Source organism: Variovorax ginsengisoli (assembly GCF_030486595.1).
GTDB classification, from domain to species: Bacteria; Pseudomonadota; Gammaproteobacteria; order Burkholderiales; family Burkholderiaceae_C; genus Variovorax; species Variovorax ginsengisoli_B.
Window position 1 is genome coordinate 17,362 of the sequence record NZ_JAUJZH010000025.1, and the last position, 16,321, is coordinate 33,682.

The window sequence follows — 16,321 nt, forward strand, 5'->3', positions numbered from 1 at the left end:
ACCCATGTTCGATGCCTTCACCTCCTTCGACCTGACGCGCAATGGCGTCAAGGTGCATGGCCGCATCGGTGGCCGCGGGGCGCCCCTGCTGCTGCTCCACGGCCATCCGCAGACGCACGCCAACTGGCATCGGGTGGCACCTCGCCTGGCTGAGCAGTTCACGGTCGTCCTGGTCGACCTGCGCGGCTACGGCGACTCGGGCCGGCCGCCCGCCGACGAGGCCCATTCGAACTTCAGCAAGCGCGAGATGGCGCTCGATGCGCTGCACGCCATGCGCGCGCATGGCTTCGAACGCTTCGGCGTGCTGGCGCACGACCGCGGCGCGCGCGTGGCCCACCGGCTGGCGGCCGATCACCCGCAAGCGGTCGAGCGGCTGATGCTGCTCGACATCGCGCCGACGCTCGCGATGTACGAGAACACCTCGGAGGCCTTCGCCCGGGCCTACTGGCACTGGTTCTTCCTGATCCAGCCGCCGCCGCTGCCGGAAGCGCTGATCGACAGCGATCCGGTCCGCTATATCCGCAGCGTGATGGGTGGACGGCACGCGGGTCTCGCGCCTTTCACGCCCGAGGCGCTGGCCGAATACGAACGCTGCGCCGCGATCCCCGGCAGTGCGCAGGCGATCTGCGAGGACTACCGTGCGTCGGCCGGCATCGACCTCGACCACGACCGTGTTGACATCGCCGCCGGCCGCAGGCTGGCACAGCCGCTGCGCGTGCTGTGGGGCGCCCACGGCGCCGTCGGGCGCTCGTTCGACGTGCTGTCGCTGTGGCGCGAGCGGGCCGACGACGTCGCCGGCGGCGCGCTGCCGTGCGGCCACTACATTCCCGAGGAAGCGCCGGCCGAGTTGCTGGCCGAGGCGCTTGCTTTCTTCAACGCGAACCCAAGGATCGAGACATGAGCACCCAACGCATCGCAGTCATCGCCGGCGACGGCATCGGCAAGGAGACCATGCCCGAGGGCCTGCGCGTGCTCGATGCCGCCAGCCGCAAGTTCGGCATCGACCTCAAGTTCGACCATTTCGATTTCTCGAGCTGGGACTATTTCGAGAAGCACGGCAAGATGCTTCCCGACGACTGGAAGGACCAGATCGGCGGCCACGACGCGATCTACTTCGGTGCCGTCGGCTGGCCCGAGAAGATCGCCGACCATGTGTCCCTCTGGGGGTCCTTGCTGTTGTTCCGGCGCGAGTTCGACCAGTACATCAACCTGCGGCCGGCCCGCCTGATGCCCGGCATCGTGGCGCCGGTGGTGCGGCGCGACGGCACGCCGCGCGAACCCGGCGAGATTGACATGTACATCGTGCGCGAGAACACCGAGGGCGAATACTCGAGCATCGGCGGGCGCATGTTCGAAGGCTCGGCTCGCGAGATCGTGATCCAGGAAACCGTGATGTCGCGCGTCGGCGTCGACCGGGTGCTGAAGTTCGCCTTCGAGCTGGCTGCGTCGCGGCCGAAGAAACACCTCACGAGCGCGACCAAGTCCAACGGCATCTCGATCACCATGCCCTACTGGGATGAGCGCGTGGCGGCGATGGCGAAGCACTATCCGGGCGTCGCGCTCGACAAGTTCCACATTGACATCCTGACCGCGCACTTCGTGCAGCGGCCCGACTTCTTCGATGTGGTGGTGGCGAGCAACCTGTTCGGCGACATCCTCTCCGATCTCGGCCCGGCCTGCACCGGCACCATCGGCATCGCGCCCAGCGCCAACCTCAACCCCGAACGCACCACGCCGTCGCTGTTCGAGCCGGTGCACGGGTCGGCGCCCGACATCGCCGGGCGGGGCATCGCCAATCCGATCGGCCAGATCTGGTGCGGCGCCATGATGCTGGAGTTCCTGGGCCACAAGGCGGCGCACGACGCCATCCTGGCCGCGATCGAGAAGGTGCTCGCGCCCGGCAGCGGCGCCCCGCGCACACCGGACATCGGCGGAACCGCGGGAACCACCGATCTGGGCCAGGCCATCGCCGAGGCGCTTTGAAAATCGGTTCGCCAAAACGCCACTAAAATTGCGGTCCTCGCTGCGTTTCACGGGGCTGCGTCGTATTGACACCCCCGAGACCAGTGGTTGTAATCCCTGTCGGCAGCGCGCTGCCGGCGCGTCAGAGCTGCCACCCACCTGCTGTACCCACCCCCGTGGCGTCGCCACGGGGCTGGCGCCGCTTCTGACGACCCTGATCAACAATTTTCTGCAAGGGGCCCTTGTGAACAAAACCGAACTGATTGAGCACATCGCAAAGAACGCCGACATCTCCAAAGCCGCTGCCACGCGGGCACTCGAATCCACGATCGGCGCCATTCGTACCACGCTCAAGAAGGGCGGCTCCGTCTCGCTCGTCGGTTTCGGCACCTTTGCAGTCGGCAAGCGCGCCGCCCGGACCGGCCGGAATCCGCGCACCGGCGACGCGATTAAAATCAAGGCCGCCAAGATTCCCAAGTTCCGTCCCGGCAAGGCGCTCAAAGACGCGCTGAACTGAGACCATCGATTGAAGGTGGGGTGCTTAGCTCAGTTGGTAGAGCGGCGCTCTTACACGGCGTAGGTCGGGGGTTCGAGCCCCTCAGCACCCACCACCCGATGCAAAGGCGAACGGATCGTTCGCCTTTTTTCTTGCTGCGTCAATTTTCGTCCTAGAGAGTGCTCAAGCATGTTTGATTCCTTCCGCAAGTACAACAAGATCATCATGGTGTTCTTGTTCTTGCTGATCATTCCCTCGTTCGTGCTGTTCGGCGTCGATCGCTACCAAGGCGGCGGCCAGGGCGAGAAGGTCGCACGCGTGGCCGGCACCGACATCACGCGGCCCGAGTGGGATGCCCAGCATCGCAACGAGGTCGACCGGATTCGCCAGCAGGCACCCACCATCGACCCGGCGATGCTCGACTCTGATGCGGCGCGCTACGCCACGCTGGAGCGCATGGTGCGCGAGCGGGTGCTCGCGGCGGCAGCGTCGAAGTCGAACATGTCGGTGTCCGAGGAGCGGCTGGCGCGGCTGTTCGCGGCCGATCCGGGCCTGGCGAGCTTCCGCACCGCCGACGGCAAGTTCGATCGCGAGACCTTCATGCGGGCGACCGGACGCACGCCCGAACAGTACGAAGCCTCGGTGCGCGCCGACCTGGCGACGCAGCAGGTGTCGCTCGGGGTCTCGGGCACGGCCTTTGCCACGCCGGCCCAGGCCGCAGTCACGCTCAATGCCTTCTACGACCGCCGCGAGATCCAGGTCGCGCTCTTCAAGCCGGCCGACTTCGCGTCCAAGGTCAGCGTCAGCGACGCCGATCTCGAGGCCTTCTACAAGGCCCATACGGCGCAGTTCCAGCAGCCCGAACGCGCGAAGGTCGAGTACCTGGTGCTCGATCTCGAAGCCGCGAAGAAGAACATCGCCGTGAGCGAGGCCGACCTGCGCAGCTACTACGACCAGAACGCCGCCCGCTTCGGCTCCAAGGAAGAGCGGCGCGCGAGCCACATCCTGATCGCGGTGCCGCAGGGCGCGCCGGCCGCCGAGCGCGAGCAGGCCCGCAAGAAAGCCGAACAGCTGCTGGCCGACCTGCGCAAGGCACCCAACACCTTCGCCGAAGTGGCGCGCAAAAATTCGCAGGACCCGGGGTCGGCGGAGAAGGGCGGCGACCTCGACGTCGTGACCCGCGGCGCGATGGTCAAGCCCTTCGAGGACGCGCTGTTCGCGCTCAAGAAGGGCGAGATCAGCAACGTGGTGGAGACCGAGTTCGGCTATCACATCATCCAGGTCAACGACATCAAGCCGGCCGTGGTGCCGCCGTTCGACAAGGTGCGCGCGACCATCGAGAACGAAGTGCGCAGCCAGCAGGCGACGGCGGAATTCGCCAAGGCTGCCGAAGCCTTCACCGACATCGTCTACCAGCAGCCCGACAGCCTGCAGCCGGCGGCTGAAAAGCTCAAGCTGACGATCCAGACTGCGAGCAATGTCGCCCGCACGCCCCAGCCCGGCGCCACCGGCGCGCTGGCCAGCCGCAATTTCCTGAATGCGCTGTTCGCGCCCGACACGTTGGAGCGCAAGCACAACACGGAGGCGATCGAGATTGGCGCCAATCAACTGGCCTCGGGCCGGGTGGTGCAGTACGAACCGGCGCGCGCATTGCCGCTCGACGAAGTCAAGGACAAGGTGCGCACCCAGTTGGTCGCCGAGCGTGCGGCGGCGCTGGCGCGGGCCGAGGGCGAGGCGAAACTGGCGGCCTGGAAGACCGATCCGGCCGGCGCCAGCTTCGGCGCTCCGGTCACCGTGTCGCGGCTCGAGACCCAGTCGCAGCCGCTGCCGGTGATCGAGGTCGCGCTGCGGGCCGACACCGGCAAGCTGCCGGCACTGGTCGGCGCCGATCTGGGCACCCAGGGCTATGCCGTGGTGCGGGTGATCAAGAGCGTGCCGCGCACGCCGCCGGCACCCGAGATGGTCAAACAGGAGACCGAACAGTACGCCCAAGCGGTGGGCGGGGCCGAGACTGCCGCCTACTACAACCTGCTCAAGAACCGCTTCAAGGCCGAGATTCTGGTGCCGAAGCCTGCAGATTCGACGGTCGCCGCCGGACGCTAGCTTTTTTCACGCTACAATTGATGGCTTAGTGGTGGCTGTAGCTCAGCTGGTAGAGTCCCAGATTGTGATTCTGGTCGTCGTGGGTTCGAGTCCCATCAGCCACCCCAAAGACATTCGTCAGCAAACAGGCACTTCGGTGCCTGTTTTGCTTTGTGCGCCTGCTCGACGACCCGCCGCGCGAGATTGGCGCCCCATTCAAGCCCCAAACATGCCTGCCATTGACACAAACCCGTAGTCGAGACGGGGGTGTTTTTTTCTGCAGCCCGGCTTGCGGCAATTGGAATCTGAATTAAAATTTTGGCTTTCCAATTAGAGGATAAGCACAGATGGCTTCAACCCTTGCCGACATCAATTCCCAGATCAAGAAGCACGACGAGCAGATCGCGCAATTGCGCAAGCAAGCCGAAGATCTGCGGAATCAGGAGCGGGCTGGCGTTATCGAAGAGCTGCGCAAGAAGATCGCTGAATACGGCCTGACCGCCAGCGATCTCAAGCTCGGCGCGCGCGCCGGCAAGCGCAGTGCCACTACGGCGGCGCCCAAGAGCGCCGCCAAATACCGCAGCCCGACCGGCGAGACCTGGTCCGGCGGCCGTGGCCGCAAGCCGCGCTGGATCACCGAAGCTCTGACTGCCGGCAAGTCCCTGTCCGATTTCGAGATCAAGTAAGCCCGGCGGGTCCTCCCCACCAGGCCCATCAAAAAGCCCCGCGTCGCGGGGCTTTTTGCTTCCAGGGGCCGGCCTGCGCCGGCCCGTTGGTCGGAGCGAGCTCAATTCACCATGACCAGCTTGCCCTTGACGCCCCTTGAGCCCATGTGCGCATAGGCCGCCTTGAGTTCCGACATCGGCATGGTCTGGTCGATCACGGGCTTGATCTTGCCTTGGCCGTACCAGGTGGCCAATTCGGCCATCATCTGCGCATTGGCCTTGGGCTCGCGACGGGCGAAATCACCCCAGAACACGCCGACCAGCGAGGCGCCCTTGAGCAGCGTCAAATTCAGCGGCAGCGAAGGAATCGGGCCGGCCGCGAAACCGACGACCAGATAGCGGCCGCGCCAGCCGATGGAGCGGAATGCGGGCTCGGCGAATTCACCGCCGACCGGGTCGTAAATCACATCCGGGCCCTTGCCGTCCGTCGCTGCCTTGACGGCATCGCGGAAGGCATTGGGCAGCGCATGCGTGGTGTAGTTGATCGTGGCATCGGCGCCAATCGACTTGCAAAGCTCGCATTTCTCGTCGGTCGATGCGGCTGCAATGACGCGGGCGCCAGCGGCCTTTGCAATTTGGATGGCCGCGGTGCCGACGCCGCCGGCGGCTCCCAGCACCAATACGGTTTCGCCGACCTTCAATTGGGCGCGGTCCATCAATGCATGCCACGAAGTCGCGTAGATCATGATGAACGCGGCGGCGTCGACATGGCCGAAGCCTTCCGGCAATGGCATGCACAGCGCTGCGGGGGCCAGCGTGTGGGTGGCGAAACCGCCGGTGCCGGACAGGCAGGCGACGTTCTGGCCTACCTTCAGGTGCGTCACGCCTTCGCCGACCGCGGCGATCACGCCGGCATATTCGGATCCGGGGACGAAGGGCAGGGGCGGCTTCATCTGGTATTTGTTCTGCACGATGAGCAGGTCCGGGAAATTGAGGCTCGCGGCCTTGATTTCGATCAGCACCTGTCCCGGGCCCGGGCTGGGCGTGGGCAGTTCTTTCCAGGTCAGCGCCTCGACGCCGACGGGGTTCTCGCAGAGCCATGCGTGCATGCTCGTCTCTCCTGTGATTGAGTCTTGGGGCAACGGAAAATCCGGGCCATGATAGGCGGCTGTCCCGGTCGCCGCATGTCCCTGCCGTGACCCCACCCCCCCGCCTACAATCGCCGCCACAGACTGACGCCATGAAGATACTTATTTCGAACGACGACGGTTTCCAGGCGCCCGGCCTCGTCGCCCTGCACGACGCGCTGAAGGACATCGCCGAGGTCGAGGTCGTGGCCCCCGAGCACAACAACAGCGCCAAGTCGAATGCGTTGACATTGGCGGCGCCGCTGTACGTGCACAAGGCGCACAACGGCTTTCGCTACGTGACCGGCACGCCCGCCGATTGCGTGCACATCGCGCTCAAGGGGCTGCTCGACTACCGGCCCGATCTGGTGGTGTCCGGCATCAACAACGGCGCCAACATGGGCGACGACACCATCTATTCGGGCACCGTCGGGGCCGCCATGGAGGCCTATCTCTTCGGCATTCCGGCGATCGCCTTCTCGCAGATCGAGAAGGGCTGGGCGCACGTCGATGCCGCGGCGCAAGTGGCACGCCGCCTGGTCCAGCAGATCGAACGCGAGCAGCTGATCGGCGGCAACCCGTTCCTGCTCAACGTGAACGTACCGAACCTGCCCTTCGCTGAATTGAAGCCGGTCAAGGTCTGCCGGCTGGGCCGCCGCCATGCGGCCGAGAAGGTCATCACGCAGGACAGCCCGCGCGGCGAGACCATGTACTGGATCGCGGGCGCCGGCGGTGCCAAGGACAGCGGCGAAGGCACCGATTTCCATGCCACCGCGGCCGGCCATGTGGCCCTGACGCCGCTGCAGATCGACCTCACCGACCACGCGAATCTCGGGGACTGGAGCGACACCATGGCGCGTGTCGCGCGCAGCGCGGCGGGAGGCTGACCTTGGCAAGTCAACGGCCAGGTTTTCCGGTACGCCTGACGCCTACGGCCTCCGCGGCAACGCGCGGACGAATGCCGTCGGTGCCGGTCAAGCCGCTCGTTCCGACCACGCCCTCGATGGCGTCCGATGCGGTGCGCGCGCGGATGGTCCAGCGGCTCGCGGCCCAGGGCATCGCCGACGCCCGCGTGCTGCGCGCCATGGGCACCGTCGAGCGCCACCTGTTCGTCGACAGCGCGCTGGTCAACCAGGCCTACGAAGACACCAGCCTGCCGATCGGGCTGGGCCAGACAATCTCGAAGCCGAACGTGGTGGCGCGAATGATCGAACTGCTGCTGGGCGCCCCGGCGCTGGCCCACAAGCCCGTCGATCGCCTCGGTCGCGTGCTCGAGATCGGCACCGGCTGCGGCTACCAGGCGGCGGTGCTGAGCCACGTCGCGGCCGAGGTCTACAGCATCGAGCGGCTGCGCGGCCTGCACGAGAGGGCGCGGGTCAACCTGCGCCCGTTCCGGCTGGCGACGGTCCACCTGATGCTGGGCGATGGCATGGTGGGCTATGCGAAGGGCGCGCCCTATGCCGGCATCATCGCCGCTGCGGGTGGCGAGGCGGTGCCCGAGGCCTGGGTCGCGCAGTTGGCGGTCGGCGGCCGGATCGTCGCGCCGACCCACTCCGCGAGCGGCGGCCAGGCGCTGGTCGTGATCGACAAAACCGCTCGCGGCCTCGAGCGCCGCATTCTTGAGGCGGTCCACTTTGTCCCCCTAAAATCGGGAATTGCTTGAAGGGAAATAACACAATGCAGGGTATTGGCAATCGGAGCTGGCTCGCCGGCGTGATGCTGGCGGGTGCGCTCGTGATTGCGGGGTGTGGCGCACCGCGCGGTCCGGTGCCGGTCGAAGACCGCGGCACCATGTCGCAGGCGCCGGGTGCCGCGGCCCCCGGCTCGGGCGTGCCGGGCGGGCCCCCGATCACCACCGATGCGTCCGGCAAGCCGCTGCCGGGCATCGAGAACTACGGCAAGCCCGGCTACTACGCAGTGCGCCCGGGTGACACCATCCGCCGCATCGGCATCGAGACCGGTCAGACTTGGCAGAACATCGCGCGCTGGAACAATCTCGACAATCCGGACCTGATCGAAGTCGGCCAAGTGCTGCGCGTGATCCCGCCGACCGGCGCGTCGGCCACTGATGCCACCACGCGGCCTGTGACCCAGCCAATCGTCGCCCCGGCCACGTCGGCCGCGGCCGCGGCCGCGGCGGCGTCGTCGACGCCGGCCGGTGCCACGACACCCGCCCCTGCCGCCGGCGCGGCCACCAAGCCCCCAGCGACCGTCACGGCATCGCCGACGCCGCCGGCAGCGGCGTCGGGGGACGAGGACGTGGGCTGGATCTGGCCTGCGCAGGGTTCCTTGATCGCCGGCTTCGACGAAGCCAAGAACAAGGGCCTCGACATCAGCGGCAAGGCGGGCGACTCGGTGCTGGCGGCAGCGGACGGTCGCGTCGTCTATGCCGGCGCGGGCTTGCGCGGCTATGGCAACCTGATCATCCTCAAGCACAACAACACCTACCTCACGGCGTATGCGCACAACCGCACCCTGCTCGTGAAGGAAGACCAGTCGGTGCAGAAGGGCCAGAAGATTGCCGAGATGGGCAACAGCGACGCCGATCGCGTGAAGCTGCACTTCGAGATCCGCCGCCAGGGCAAGCCGGTCGATCCGGCCCGCTATCTGCCGGTGCGCTGATGCCATGGCCGCCACTCGCCCTCATCGCACCGCGGACGTGCGGCGAGCGGCGGGCAACGGCGGCGTTCTTCCCCTGGCGCGGATCGCCGAATCCGATCCGGACGACAGGGTCGGCGAGGCGCTGCCCGGCGAACTGGGCGCCAGCGACTCGCTGACGCTCTACCTGCGCGAGATCCGCCGCACCGAGCTGTTCACGCCCGACGAGGAATACCGCACCGCCTGCGCCGCGCGCAGCGGCGACTTCGCGGCGCGGCAGTCGATGATCGAGCACAACCTGCGCCTGGTGGTCAACATCGCCAAGGGCTACCTGGGCCGTGGCGTGCCGATGGCCGACCTGATCGAGGAGGGCAACCTCGGGCTGATGCACGCGATCAACAAGTTCGAGCCCGAGCGAGGCTTCCGGTTCTCCACCTACGCGACCTGGTGGATCCGGCAATCGATCGAGCGTGCCGCCATGATGCAGGCCCGCGCCATCCGCCTGCCGGTGCACGTGGTGCGCGAACTGCACCAGGTCATGCGGGCGCGCCGCACGCTCGAGGGCGATGCCGAGTTCCTGTCCCGCCGGCCCGATGGCGTGCGGGTCGAAGACCTGGCCGCACTGCTGGGGCGCGAAGTCCAGGAGGTCGCCGACCTGCTGGCGCTGGCGGAGGCGCCGCGTTCGCTCGATGCCGGCAGCGAGCGCGGCGACGACAGTTTCACGCTGGCCGATACCGTGGCATCGGACGACGAGGGCGGCGACCCCACGGGTGTGACGCAGACGCACGAGGTCGAGCAGCTGCTGGGTCGCTGGATCCTGGCGTTGAGCGAGCGCGAACGCGAAGTGCTCGAAGGCCGCTTCGGGCTGCATGACCGCGATCCCGAGACGCTCGAGGTGCTCAGCCTGCGCCTCGGCCTCACGCGCGAACGCGTGCGGCAGATCCAGAACGAGGCGCTGGCCAAGATGCGCCGGCAGCTGGCGCGCGCCGGCGTGCAGCGCGATGCCCTTCTGTAGGGGCGGGGCCGGAGGTCCGCCGCCGCCCTGAGACAATCCGGGGATGACGGAAGCTACAGACAAAAAGGAAGCGCCCGCTGCGTACGATGAATGGCTGCGGGTCGAGTCGCTCGACCTCGATGCCCAGGGCGTGGCGCACAAGGCCGACGGCATGGTGGTGTTCATCGAGGGCGCCTTGCCGTTCGAGGAGGTGCGCCTCAACGTGCACCGCAAGAAGAACAACTGGGCCCAGGGCACGGTCACCGCGATCCGCAAGGAGTCCTCCCAGCGCGTGCGCCCCGGCTGCCCGCATTTCGGCCTGCATGCGGGCGCCTGCGGCGGCTGCAAGATGCAGCACCTCGATGCGGCCGCGCAGGTCGCCGTAAAGCAGCGTTCGCTCGAGGACAACCTCTGGCATCTCGGCAAGGTGCGGCCCGAGAACGTGCTGCGGCCGCTCGAGGGGCCGGCCTGGCACTACCGCTACCGGGCCCGGCTGTCGGTGCGCCACGTGGTCAAGAAGGGCACCGTGCTGATCGGCTTCCACGAGCGCAAGAGCCGCTACCTGGCCGACATGCAGGTGTGTCCGGTGCTGCCGGCGCAGGTCAGCGCCATGCTGATGCCGCTGCGTGCGCTGATCGGCTCGATGGATGCGCGCGAGACCTGTCCGCAGATCGAGCTGGCCTGCGGCGATTCGCCGGGCGGGACCGGCCTCGGCGTGATCGCCCTGGTGCTGCGACACCTTGAGCCGCTGTCCGCGGCCGACGTGGCGCGCCTCAAGGACTTCGCCGCGGGCAACGAGGGCGTGCAGTGGTGGCTGCAGTCGAAGGGGCCCGAGACCGTCAAGCTGCTCGAAGAAGGCGGACCGGCCCTGGCCTACACGCTGCCCGAGTTCGGCGTCACGATGCCTTTCAAGCCGACCGATTTCACCCAGGTCAATCCGCACATCAACCGGGTGCTGGTCGGGCGCGCGCTGCGCCTGCTCGACGTCCGGCCCGACGAACGCGTGATCGACTGGTTCTGCGGCCTCGGCAACTTCACGCTGCCGCTCGCCAGCCGGGCCCGCGAGGTGCTCGGCATCGAGGGCAGCGACACGCTGGTGGGGCGCGCCGGCGCCAACTACGAGCGCAACCGCGCCGCCGTGCCCGGCCGCCGCGCGCTGTCGCCGACGACCTTCGTCGCCCGCAACCTGTTCGACATGACGCCGGCGATGCTGGTGGCCGACGGTGCCGCCGACAAATGGCTGGTCGATCCGCCGCGCGAGGGCGCCTTCGCGCTGGCCAAGGCGCTCGCCGACCTGCACCAGCAGGTCGAGCCGCACGACGGCGGCTGGACGCCGCCGAAGCGCATCGTCTATGTCAGCTGCAACCCCTCGACGCTGGCGCGCGATGCCGGCCTGCTGGTGCACCAGGCTGGCTACCGCTGCACCCATGCGGGCGTGGTGAACATGTTCCCGCACACGGCGCACGTCGAGTCCATCGCGGTCTTCGAGCGGGCATGAAAAAAGGGCCCCTCGGGGCCCTTTTGTGATGACGGCAGAAAGTGGCTCAGTCCCTTTCGCCGCCGAAGATGCCGAGCAGGGCCAGCAGGCTCTGGAACACGTTGAAGACGTCGAGGTACAGCGCCAGCGTGGCACTGATGTAGTTGGTCTCGCCACCGTCGATGATCTGCTTCAGGTCGTACAGCATGTAGGCCGAGAAGATGCCGATGGCCGCCACCGAGATGGCCAGCATGCCGGCGCTCGAGCCGACGAAGATGTTGATGATGGCGCCGAACATCAGCACCAGGGCGCCGACGAAGAGCCACTTGCCCATGCCCGACAGGTCGCGCTTGATCACGGTGGCGAGCGAGGCCATGACGAAGAACACTCCGGCGGTGCCGCCGAAGGCCGTCATGATGAGCTCGGAGCCATTCTTGAAGCCCAGCACCATCGCGATCAGGCGCGACAGCATCAGGCCCATGAAGAAGGTGAAGCCCAGCAGCACAGGAACGCCGGCCGCCGAATTCTTGGTCTTCTCGATCGCGAACATGAAGCCGAAGGCGCCGCCCATGAAGACGATCAGGCCCAGGCCGCCGGTCAGCGAGCGGGTGATGCCGGTGGCGACGCCCAGCCAGGCGCCCAGCACGGTGGGCAGCAGGCTCAGTGCCAGCAGCCAGTAGGTGTTGCGCAGGACGCGCTGGCGCTCCGCCTGCGGCAGCGTCTGGCCGTAGCCGACGGAGGTGTCGAGGGTGTTGAGGCGGTCGTTCATTGCTGAAGCTCCTGGGTTGGCTGCAACGCTGCAGGTGGGCGCATTCTAGGGGGCTGCAAGGCCGGGCCGGCAGAAAAACCCCGACATCGAACATTCCTGCCTTCGCCGGGGTCGGCCCCCATCCTGAACGCTATGCTTGCGGGTTGCTCAACTTTCCTGCAAGACCATGAAGACCAAATCCTTTCTCGAACTGTCCGACCTCAAGGCGATCGCCGCCGCAGCCGAGGCCGAGGCGCTCAAGAACAACTGGGCCGTGACGATCGCGATCGCCGACGACGGCGGCAACCTGCTGTGGCTGCAGCGCCTCGATGGCGCAGCGGCCTTGTCGTCCCACATCGCGCCGGCCAAGGCCCATACGGCGGCCATGGGGCGGCGCGAGAGCAAGACCTACGAGGACATGATCAACGGGGGCCGCACTTCGTTCCTGACCGCGCCGGGCGTGCAGGGCTTGCTCGAAGGCGGCGTGCCGATCGTCAAGGACGGCCAGGTCATCGGCGCCGTCGGCGTCAGCGGCGTCAAGTCGAACGAGGATGCGCAGATCGCCAAGGCCGGCATCGCCGCGCTGGGCCTCTGACACGGCGTCGCGCCAAACAGAAACGCCGTCCTTTTGGACGGCGTTTTTCATGGCTCAACGTGAAAAAAAAGCTTGGCTGGTCGGCGAACCGTTGGCTAGCAAAAAACGACCCTTCGGAGAAGAATCTCCTCGAGTCGCCCCACGATGAAACTTGCGCGAGGGGCGAGGCCGATCCTATTTGGTCAGGATCAGCTTGCCGAGTTTGGTGGCTTGCAGGCGGTAAAGCGAGCCGTTGTGAAGGATCCCGACGGCCTTGCCGCCCTTGAGGAGATCGGCGCTCTCGAGCAGGGGAGCGGGGCGGGCCGTTTCGGCAGCAGCACGACCGCCGCCCGCCTGATCCAGCGAGGGATGGTTCAGCACGGTGAAGGCGTTGGGTGTTGCGGACATTCGATGACTCCTGTTTCGAATCGGTTTGTTAATGATAACCATTCTCAATTAAAAGTCAATCGCGGCGATCGGTTTTTTTGACTTGCACGCCGCGCTTGTTCGCCCTTACTTGGGATCGGGCTCGGTGATGAAGCCGATCTTGCGCACTCCGGCTTCCCGGGCCGCCGACATCGCCTTCGCCACGCGCTCGTAACGCACCGCCTTGTCGCCGCGGATGTGGAGCTCGGGCTGCGGCTGCTTGGCCGCCTCGGCGGCCAGCCGGCCGACCAGTTCGGCGTCTTCGATCTTCTGTTCGTTCCAGAAGTAGCTGCCATCGGCCGCCACAGTGAACACGATGTTCTGCGGCTTGGTCTGCTCGGGCTCGCTGCTGGCGCGCGGCAGATCGATGTTCACGGCGTGCTTCATCACGGGCACCGTGATGATGAAGATGATCAAGAGCACCAGCATGACGTCGACCAGCGGCGTCATGTTGATCTCGTTCATGACCTCGTCGGGTTCGTCCTGGGTTCCGAAAGCCATGGCGGTCAGACCTTCTTGAGGGGCACGACCGTGGCTTCGCCGCCGCCGCTCTGGACCCGGGCGCCGGTCACGAAGTAGGCGTGCAGGTCGTGGGCGAAGCTGTTGAGCTTGGTCAGCACGAACTTGTTGCCGCGCACCAGGGCGTTGTAGCCCAGCACCGCGGGAATCGCGACCGCCAGGCCGAGGGCCGTCATGATCAGCGCCTCGCCGATCGGGCCGGCCACCTTGTCGATGGTCGCCTGGCCGGCGGAGCCGATGCTCATCAGCGCGTGATAGATGCCCCAGACAGTGCCGAACAGGCCGATGAAGGGCGCCGTGGAGCCCACCGATGCGAGCACCGCCAAGCCGGTCTGCAGCCGTGCCGTGAACTCGTCGATGCCGTTGCGCAGCGCGCGGGTGATCCAGTCGCTGACATCGAGCGCGTCATGCAGGTGGGCCTTGGTGTTGCGATGGTGGGCGGCAGCTTCACGGCCTTCGAGCGCCAGCGCCCGGAAGGGGTTGGCGTCGTCCTTGCCGAGCTTGGCGAGCGCGGTGGCGAAGTCTTCGCTGTGCCAGAAGTCCTGCGAGTGCTTCGCGAGGCGCTTGTACCGGACGACGTCGATCGCCTTGATCAGGATCACGATCCAGGAGGCAAGCGACATGCCGATCAGCAGCAGCGCGACAGCCTTGGTGACGAAGTCGCCTTGCTGCCAGACATTCATCAGGCCGAATTGGGAATCCATATGAAACTACTCCAAGAAAACTATTTGAGAACCCAGTTGATCGGCACGTTGAACTCCATCGGCTCGACGACCCCATTGCGTTTGCCCGGCAGGTAGCGCCAGCTCATCACGGCCTGCCGTGCCGCTTCGTCGAGGCGTTCATAGCCGCTCGACTGCCGGATGCTGGCCTCCTTGGGAAGCCCGTCGACCCCGATCAGCACCCGCACGATCGTCTTGCCCTGCTCGCCGAGCCGCTTGCTCATGGCGGGATAGACCGGCTTGGGGTTCTGCAGGTAGTCGGCATCAGTCGACGGCAGCTGTACCGAGGGCGGTGCGGGCGGCGCCGGCGGCGGCGCGGGAGGGGCCGGCGGCGCGGGAGGGGCCGGCGGGGCAGGCGGCGGGGGCGGTTCGATGCTGCCGGTGGGCGCGTTCGGCGCCGGCGTCGGCTTGGGCTCGCGGATCGCCTGCGGACGCGGTGGTGGCGGCGTCTTGGCGATCTGGGGCTTGGGGGCGGGCGGTGGCGGCGGAGGCGGGGGGAGTTCCTTCGGCTTCGGCGGCTCGATGAACTCGCTCAGGATCTCGACCGGGATCACCACCTCGGCGGCGCGGCGCAGCAAGCCGCTTTGCAGGGCCCAAAGCGCCGCGACGTGGAACAGCACCACGCTGCCCGCGATGATGGCATTGCGCGACAGGCCAAGGGCCGAGGGAGGCGGGGAAAAGCGGTCAGACACGATCAACCATTCGAATACGAGAGGCGCAAAGAGTGCCCCGTTGCAGCAGAACCGCTACGCTACGCTGAAAAATCTACTTGCGAAAAATCCACCAGACCGAGCTGGCGACCAGGATCAGGCTGCCGCAGACAGCTGCGAAGAGTTCCATGCGTTGCTTTCCTTGATGGAATTGGCAAGCTGGATCGCCTGGGCGCCGGTGTCGCGGTGAAGCGCGGCGACCGGATGCGAGGCGCTGCACTGCGCGACCACTTCGCGCGCGCAGCCTTCGCACTGGCCGCATTGGGTGGCTACGCCGAGTTCGAACTGCACTTCGTCAAAGGTCATTCCGGCGCGTGCATGGCGCGCGATTTCACGGTCGGAGACTCGGCGGCAGACGCAGACGATCATGGCGGTGAAGGCGGCTTGTGGCTGGCTTGATTGAAGAGGACTCGATTATAAATACGAATTCTTCGCATTTGCAATAACTATCCAGCCCGCGGGGTCGGGAAGTTGCCCGCTTTGCCTAGAGTTCCGACCACATCCGAAGCAGGTTGTGATATTGGCCGGTGAGCGCCACTGATTCCTCGCACTCGCCGACCCGCCCGCGCAGCTTCTGGATGACCTGGTCGAGTTCGAACAGCATGGCGCGTTGGCGCTCGTCGCGCACCATGCTCTGCAGCCAGAAGAACGAACAGACGCGGGCGCCCCGGGTCACCGGGTGGACCCGGTGCAGGCTGCTGGACGGGTAGAGGATCAGGTCACCGGCCGGCAGCTTGACTTCATGCGTTCCGTAGGTGTCGACCACCTCCAGTTCGCCGCCCTCGTAGTCCTCCGGGTTGCACAGGAAGAGGGTGCATGACAGGTCGGTGCGCAGTTGCTCGCCGGTGCCCGGGACGGCGCGCACCGAACCGTCGACGTGCAAGCCGTAGTGCTCGCCGCCTTCGTAGCGATTGAACAGCGGCGGCACGAAGCGCAGCGGCAGGGCGGCGGCGAAGAACAGCGGATTGCGCGACAGCGCCGCCAGGATGACCCGGCCGAGCTCGCGGCCGACCGGCGACTGCTCCGGCAACTGCCGGTTGCGCTTCACCTGCGCGCCCTGGTCGCCGACGGTCTCGCGGCCATCGACCCAGTCGGTGGCGTCCAGGGTGGCTCGAATCTTGTGCACCTGTTCGGCGCTCAGCACATCGGGCACGTGCAGCATCATCTTCAGGATTCCTCAAAGAAAAAGCCCCGGCAGGCCGGGGCTCGAGTGTCGCACCG

At 66.7% G+C, this 16,321-nt stretch carries 19 protein-coding genes and 2 tRNA genes; 13 read left to right on the plus strand and 8 right to left on the minus strand.

Annotated features, from left to right (window positions below; genetic code table 11):
• The first annotated feature begins 4 nt into the window (after window positions 1-4).
• The 7 genes from QZH52_RS27755 to QZH52_RS27785 all read left to right on the plus strand — a co-directional run bounded on the left by QZH52_RS27755 (window position 5) and on the right by QZH52_RS27785 (window position 5,226).
• Window positions 5-901, plus strand: coding sequence for an alpha/beta fold hydrolase (locus QZH52_RS27755; protein ID WP_301813984.1), 897 nt, complete (start codon window positions 5-7; stop codon window positions 899-901).
• Window positions 898-1,983 (plus strand): tartrate dehydrogenase, encoded by a 1,086-nt coding sequence (locus QZH52_RS27760; RefSeq protein ID WP_301813986.1) that lies wholly within the window; start codon window positions 898-900, stop codon window positions 1,981-1,983. Before QZH52_RS27755 ends, QZH52_RS27760 begins: the two co-directional genes overlap by 4 nt.
• A gap of 223 nt (window positions 1,984-2,206) precedes the next feature.
• A complete protein-coding gene (locus QZH52_RS27765; protein WP_007830705.1) occupies window positions 2,207-2,479 on the plus strand; it encodes an HU family DNA-binding protein in 273 nt (90 codons plus the stop codon).
• 18 nt (window positions 2,480-2,497) lie between these two features.
• Window positions 2,498-2,573, plus strand: a tRNA-Val gene (locus QZH52_RS27770).
• Window positions 2,574-2,647: 74 nt separating this feature from the next.
• A complete protein-coding gene (locus QZH52_RS27775) occupies window positions 2,648-4,561 on the plus strand; it encodes a SurA N-terminal domain-containing protein (RefSeq protein ID WP_301814022.1) in 1,914 nt (637 codons plus the stop codon).
• A gap of 31 nt (window positions 4,562-4,592) precedes the next feature.
• Window positions 4,593-4,668: transfer RNA gene (locus tag QZH52_RS27780), tRNA-His, on the plus strand.
• Between the two features lie 219 nt (window positions 4,669-4,887).
• Window positions 4,888-5,226 carry an H-NS histone family protein gene (locus tag QZH52_RS27785; protein WP_286532644.1) on the plus strand — a complete coding sequence of 113 codons (339 nt, stop codon included), beginning with the start codon at window positions 4,888-4,890 and terminating at the stop codon, window positions 5,224-5,226.
• 101 nt (window positions 5,227-5,327) lie between these two features.
• Here the strand turns inward: QZH52_RS27785 and QZH52_RS27790 are convergent, their stop codons facing one another.
• Window positions 5,328-6,314, minus strand: a complete 987-nt coding sequence (locus QZH52_RS27790) for an NADPH:quinone oxidoreductase family protein (RefSeq protein WP_301814160.1) — start codon at window positions 6,312-6,314, stop codon at window positions 5,328-5,330.
• Window positions 6,315-6,445: 131 nt separating this feature from the next.
• On the opposite strand from QZH52_RS27790, the gene surE reads away from it, so the two are divergent.
• The 5 genes from surE to rlmD are packed head-to-tail and all read left to right on the plus strand — an operon-like array spanning window position 6,446 to window position 11,422.
• A complete protein-coding gene (gene surE / locus QZH52_RS27795; RefSeq protein ID WP_301814024.1) occupies window positions 6,446-7,219 on the plus strand; it encodes a 5'/3'-nucleotidase SurE in 774 nt (257 codons plus the stop codon).
• A 2-nt stretch (window positions 7,220-7,221) separates the two neighbouring features.
• Window positions 7,222-7,995 carry a protein-L-isoaspartate(D-aspartate) O-methyltransferase gene (locus QZH52_RS27800; protein WP_301814025.1) on the plus strand — a complete coding sequence of 258 codons (774 nt, stop codon included), beginning with the start codon at window positions 7,222-7,224 and terminating at the stop codon, window positions 7,993-7,995.
• Window positions 7,996-8,009: 14 nt separating this feature from the next.
• Entirely contained in the window at window positions 8,010-8,954 is a 945-nt protein-coding gene (locus QZH52_RS27805; RefSeq protein ID WP_301814027.1) for a peptidoglycan DD-metalloendopeptidase family protein, read from the plus strand.
• Between the two features lie 4 nt (window positions 8,955-8,958).
• Window positions 8,959-9,945, plus strand: coding sequence for a sigma-70 family RNA polymerase sigma factor (locus QZH52_RS27810; protein ID WP_301814028.1), 987 nt, complete (start codon window positions 8,959-8,961; stop codon window positions 9,943-9,945).
• Between the two features lie 43 nt (window positions 9,946-9,988).
• Window positions 9,989-11,422 (plus strand): 23S rRNA (uracil(1939)-C(5))-methyltransferase RlmD, encoded by a 1,434-nt coding sequence (gene rlmD, locus QZH52_RS27815; protein WP_301814029.1) that lies wholly within the window; start codon window positions 9,989-9,991, stop codon window positions 11,420-11,422.
• Between the two features lie 46 nt (window positions 11,423-11,468).
• On the opposite strand, the gene QZH52_RS27820 is transcribed toward rlmD, so the two are convergent.
• Entirely contained in the window at window positions 11,469-12,170 is a 702-nt protein-coding gene (locus QZH52_RS27820; protein ID WP_301814030.1) for a Bax inhibitor-1/YccA family protein, read from the minus strand.
• A gap of 166 nt (window positions 12,171-12,336) precedes the next feature.
• On the opposite strand from QZH52_RS27820, the gene QZH52_RS27825 reads away from it, so the two are divergent.
• A complete protein-coding gene (locus tag QZH52_RS27825; protein ID WP_286532665.1) occupies window positions 12,337-12,744 on the plus strand; it encodes a GlcG/HbpS family heme-binding protein in 408 nt (135 codons plus the stop codon).
• A gap of 174 nt (window positions 12,745-12,918) precedes the next feature.
• Here QZH52_RS27825 and hemP read toward each other — a convergent pair whose 3' ends face one another.
• From hemP to QZH52_RS27855, 6 genes are all read right to left on the minus strand, one after another.
• Window positions 12,919-13,131 (minus strand): hemin uptake protein HemP, encoded by a 213-nt coding sequence (gene hemP / locus QZH52_RS27830; RefSeq protein WP_301814033.1) that lies wholly within the window; start codon window positions 13,129-13,131, stop codon window positions 12,919-12,921.
• A gap of 105 nt (window positions 13,132-13,236) precedes the next feature.
• Window positions 13,237-13,650: an ExbD/TolR family protein gene (locus QZH52_RS27835; RefSeq protein ID WP_301814034.1), complete on the minus strand. Its 414-nt coding sequence runs from the start codon at window positions 13,648-13,650 to the stop codon at window positions 13,237-13,239.
• 5 nt (window positions 13,651-13,655) lie between these two features.
• Complete coding sequence (locus tag QZH52_RS27840; protein ID WP_286524490.1) at window positions 13,656-14,372, minus strand: MotA/TolQ/ExbB proton channel family protein; 717 nt, start codon at window positions 14,370-14,372, stop codon at window positions 13,656-13,658.
• 20 nt (window positions 14,373-14,392) lie between these two features.
• Entirely contained in the window at window positions 14,393-15,085 is a 693-nt protein-coding gene (locus QZH52_RS27845) for an energy transducer TonB (RefSeq protein WP_436411642.1), read from the minus strand.
• 111 nt (window positions 15,086-15,196) lie between these two features.
• Entirely contained in the window at window positions 15,197-15,469 is a 273-nt protein-coding gene (locus QZH52_RS27850; protein WP_301814037.1) for a (2Fe-2S)-binding protein, read from the minus strand.
• Between the two features lie 115 nt (window positions 15,470-15,584).
• Window positions 15,585-16,265, minus strand: coding sequence for a Fe2+-dependent dioxygenase (locus QZH52_RS27855; RefSeq protein WP_301814038.1), 681 nt, complete (start codon window positions 16,263-16,265; stop codon window positions 15,585-15,587).
• Window positions 16,266-16,321: the final 56 nt, after the last annotated feature.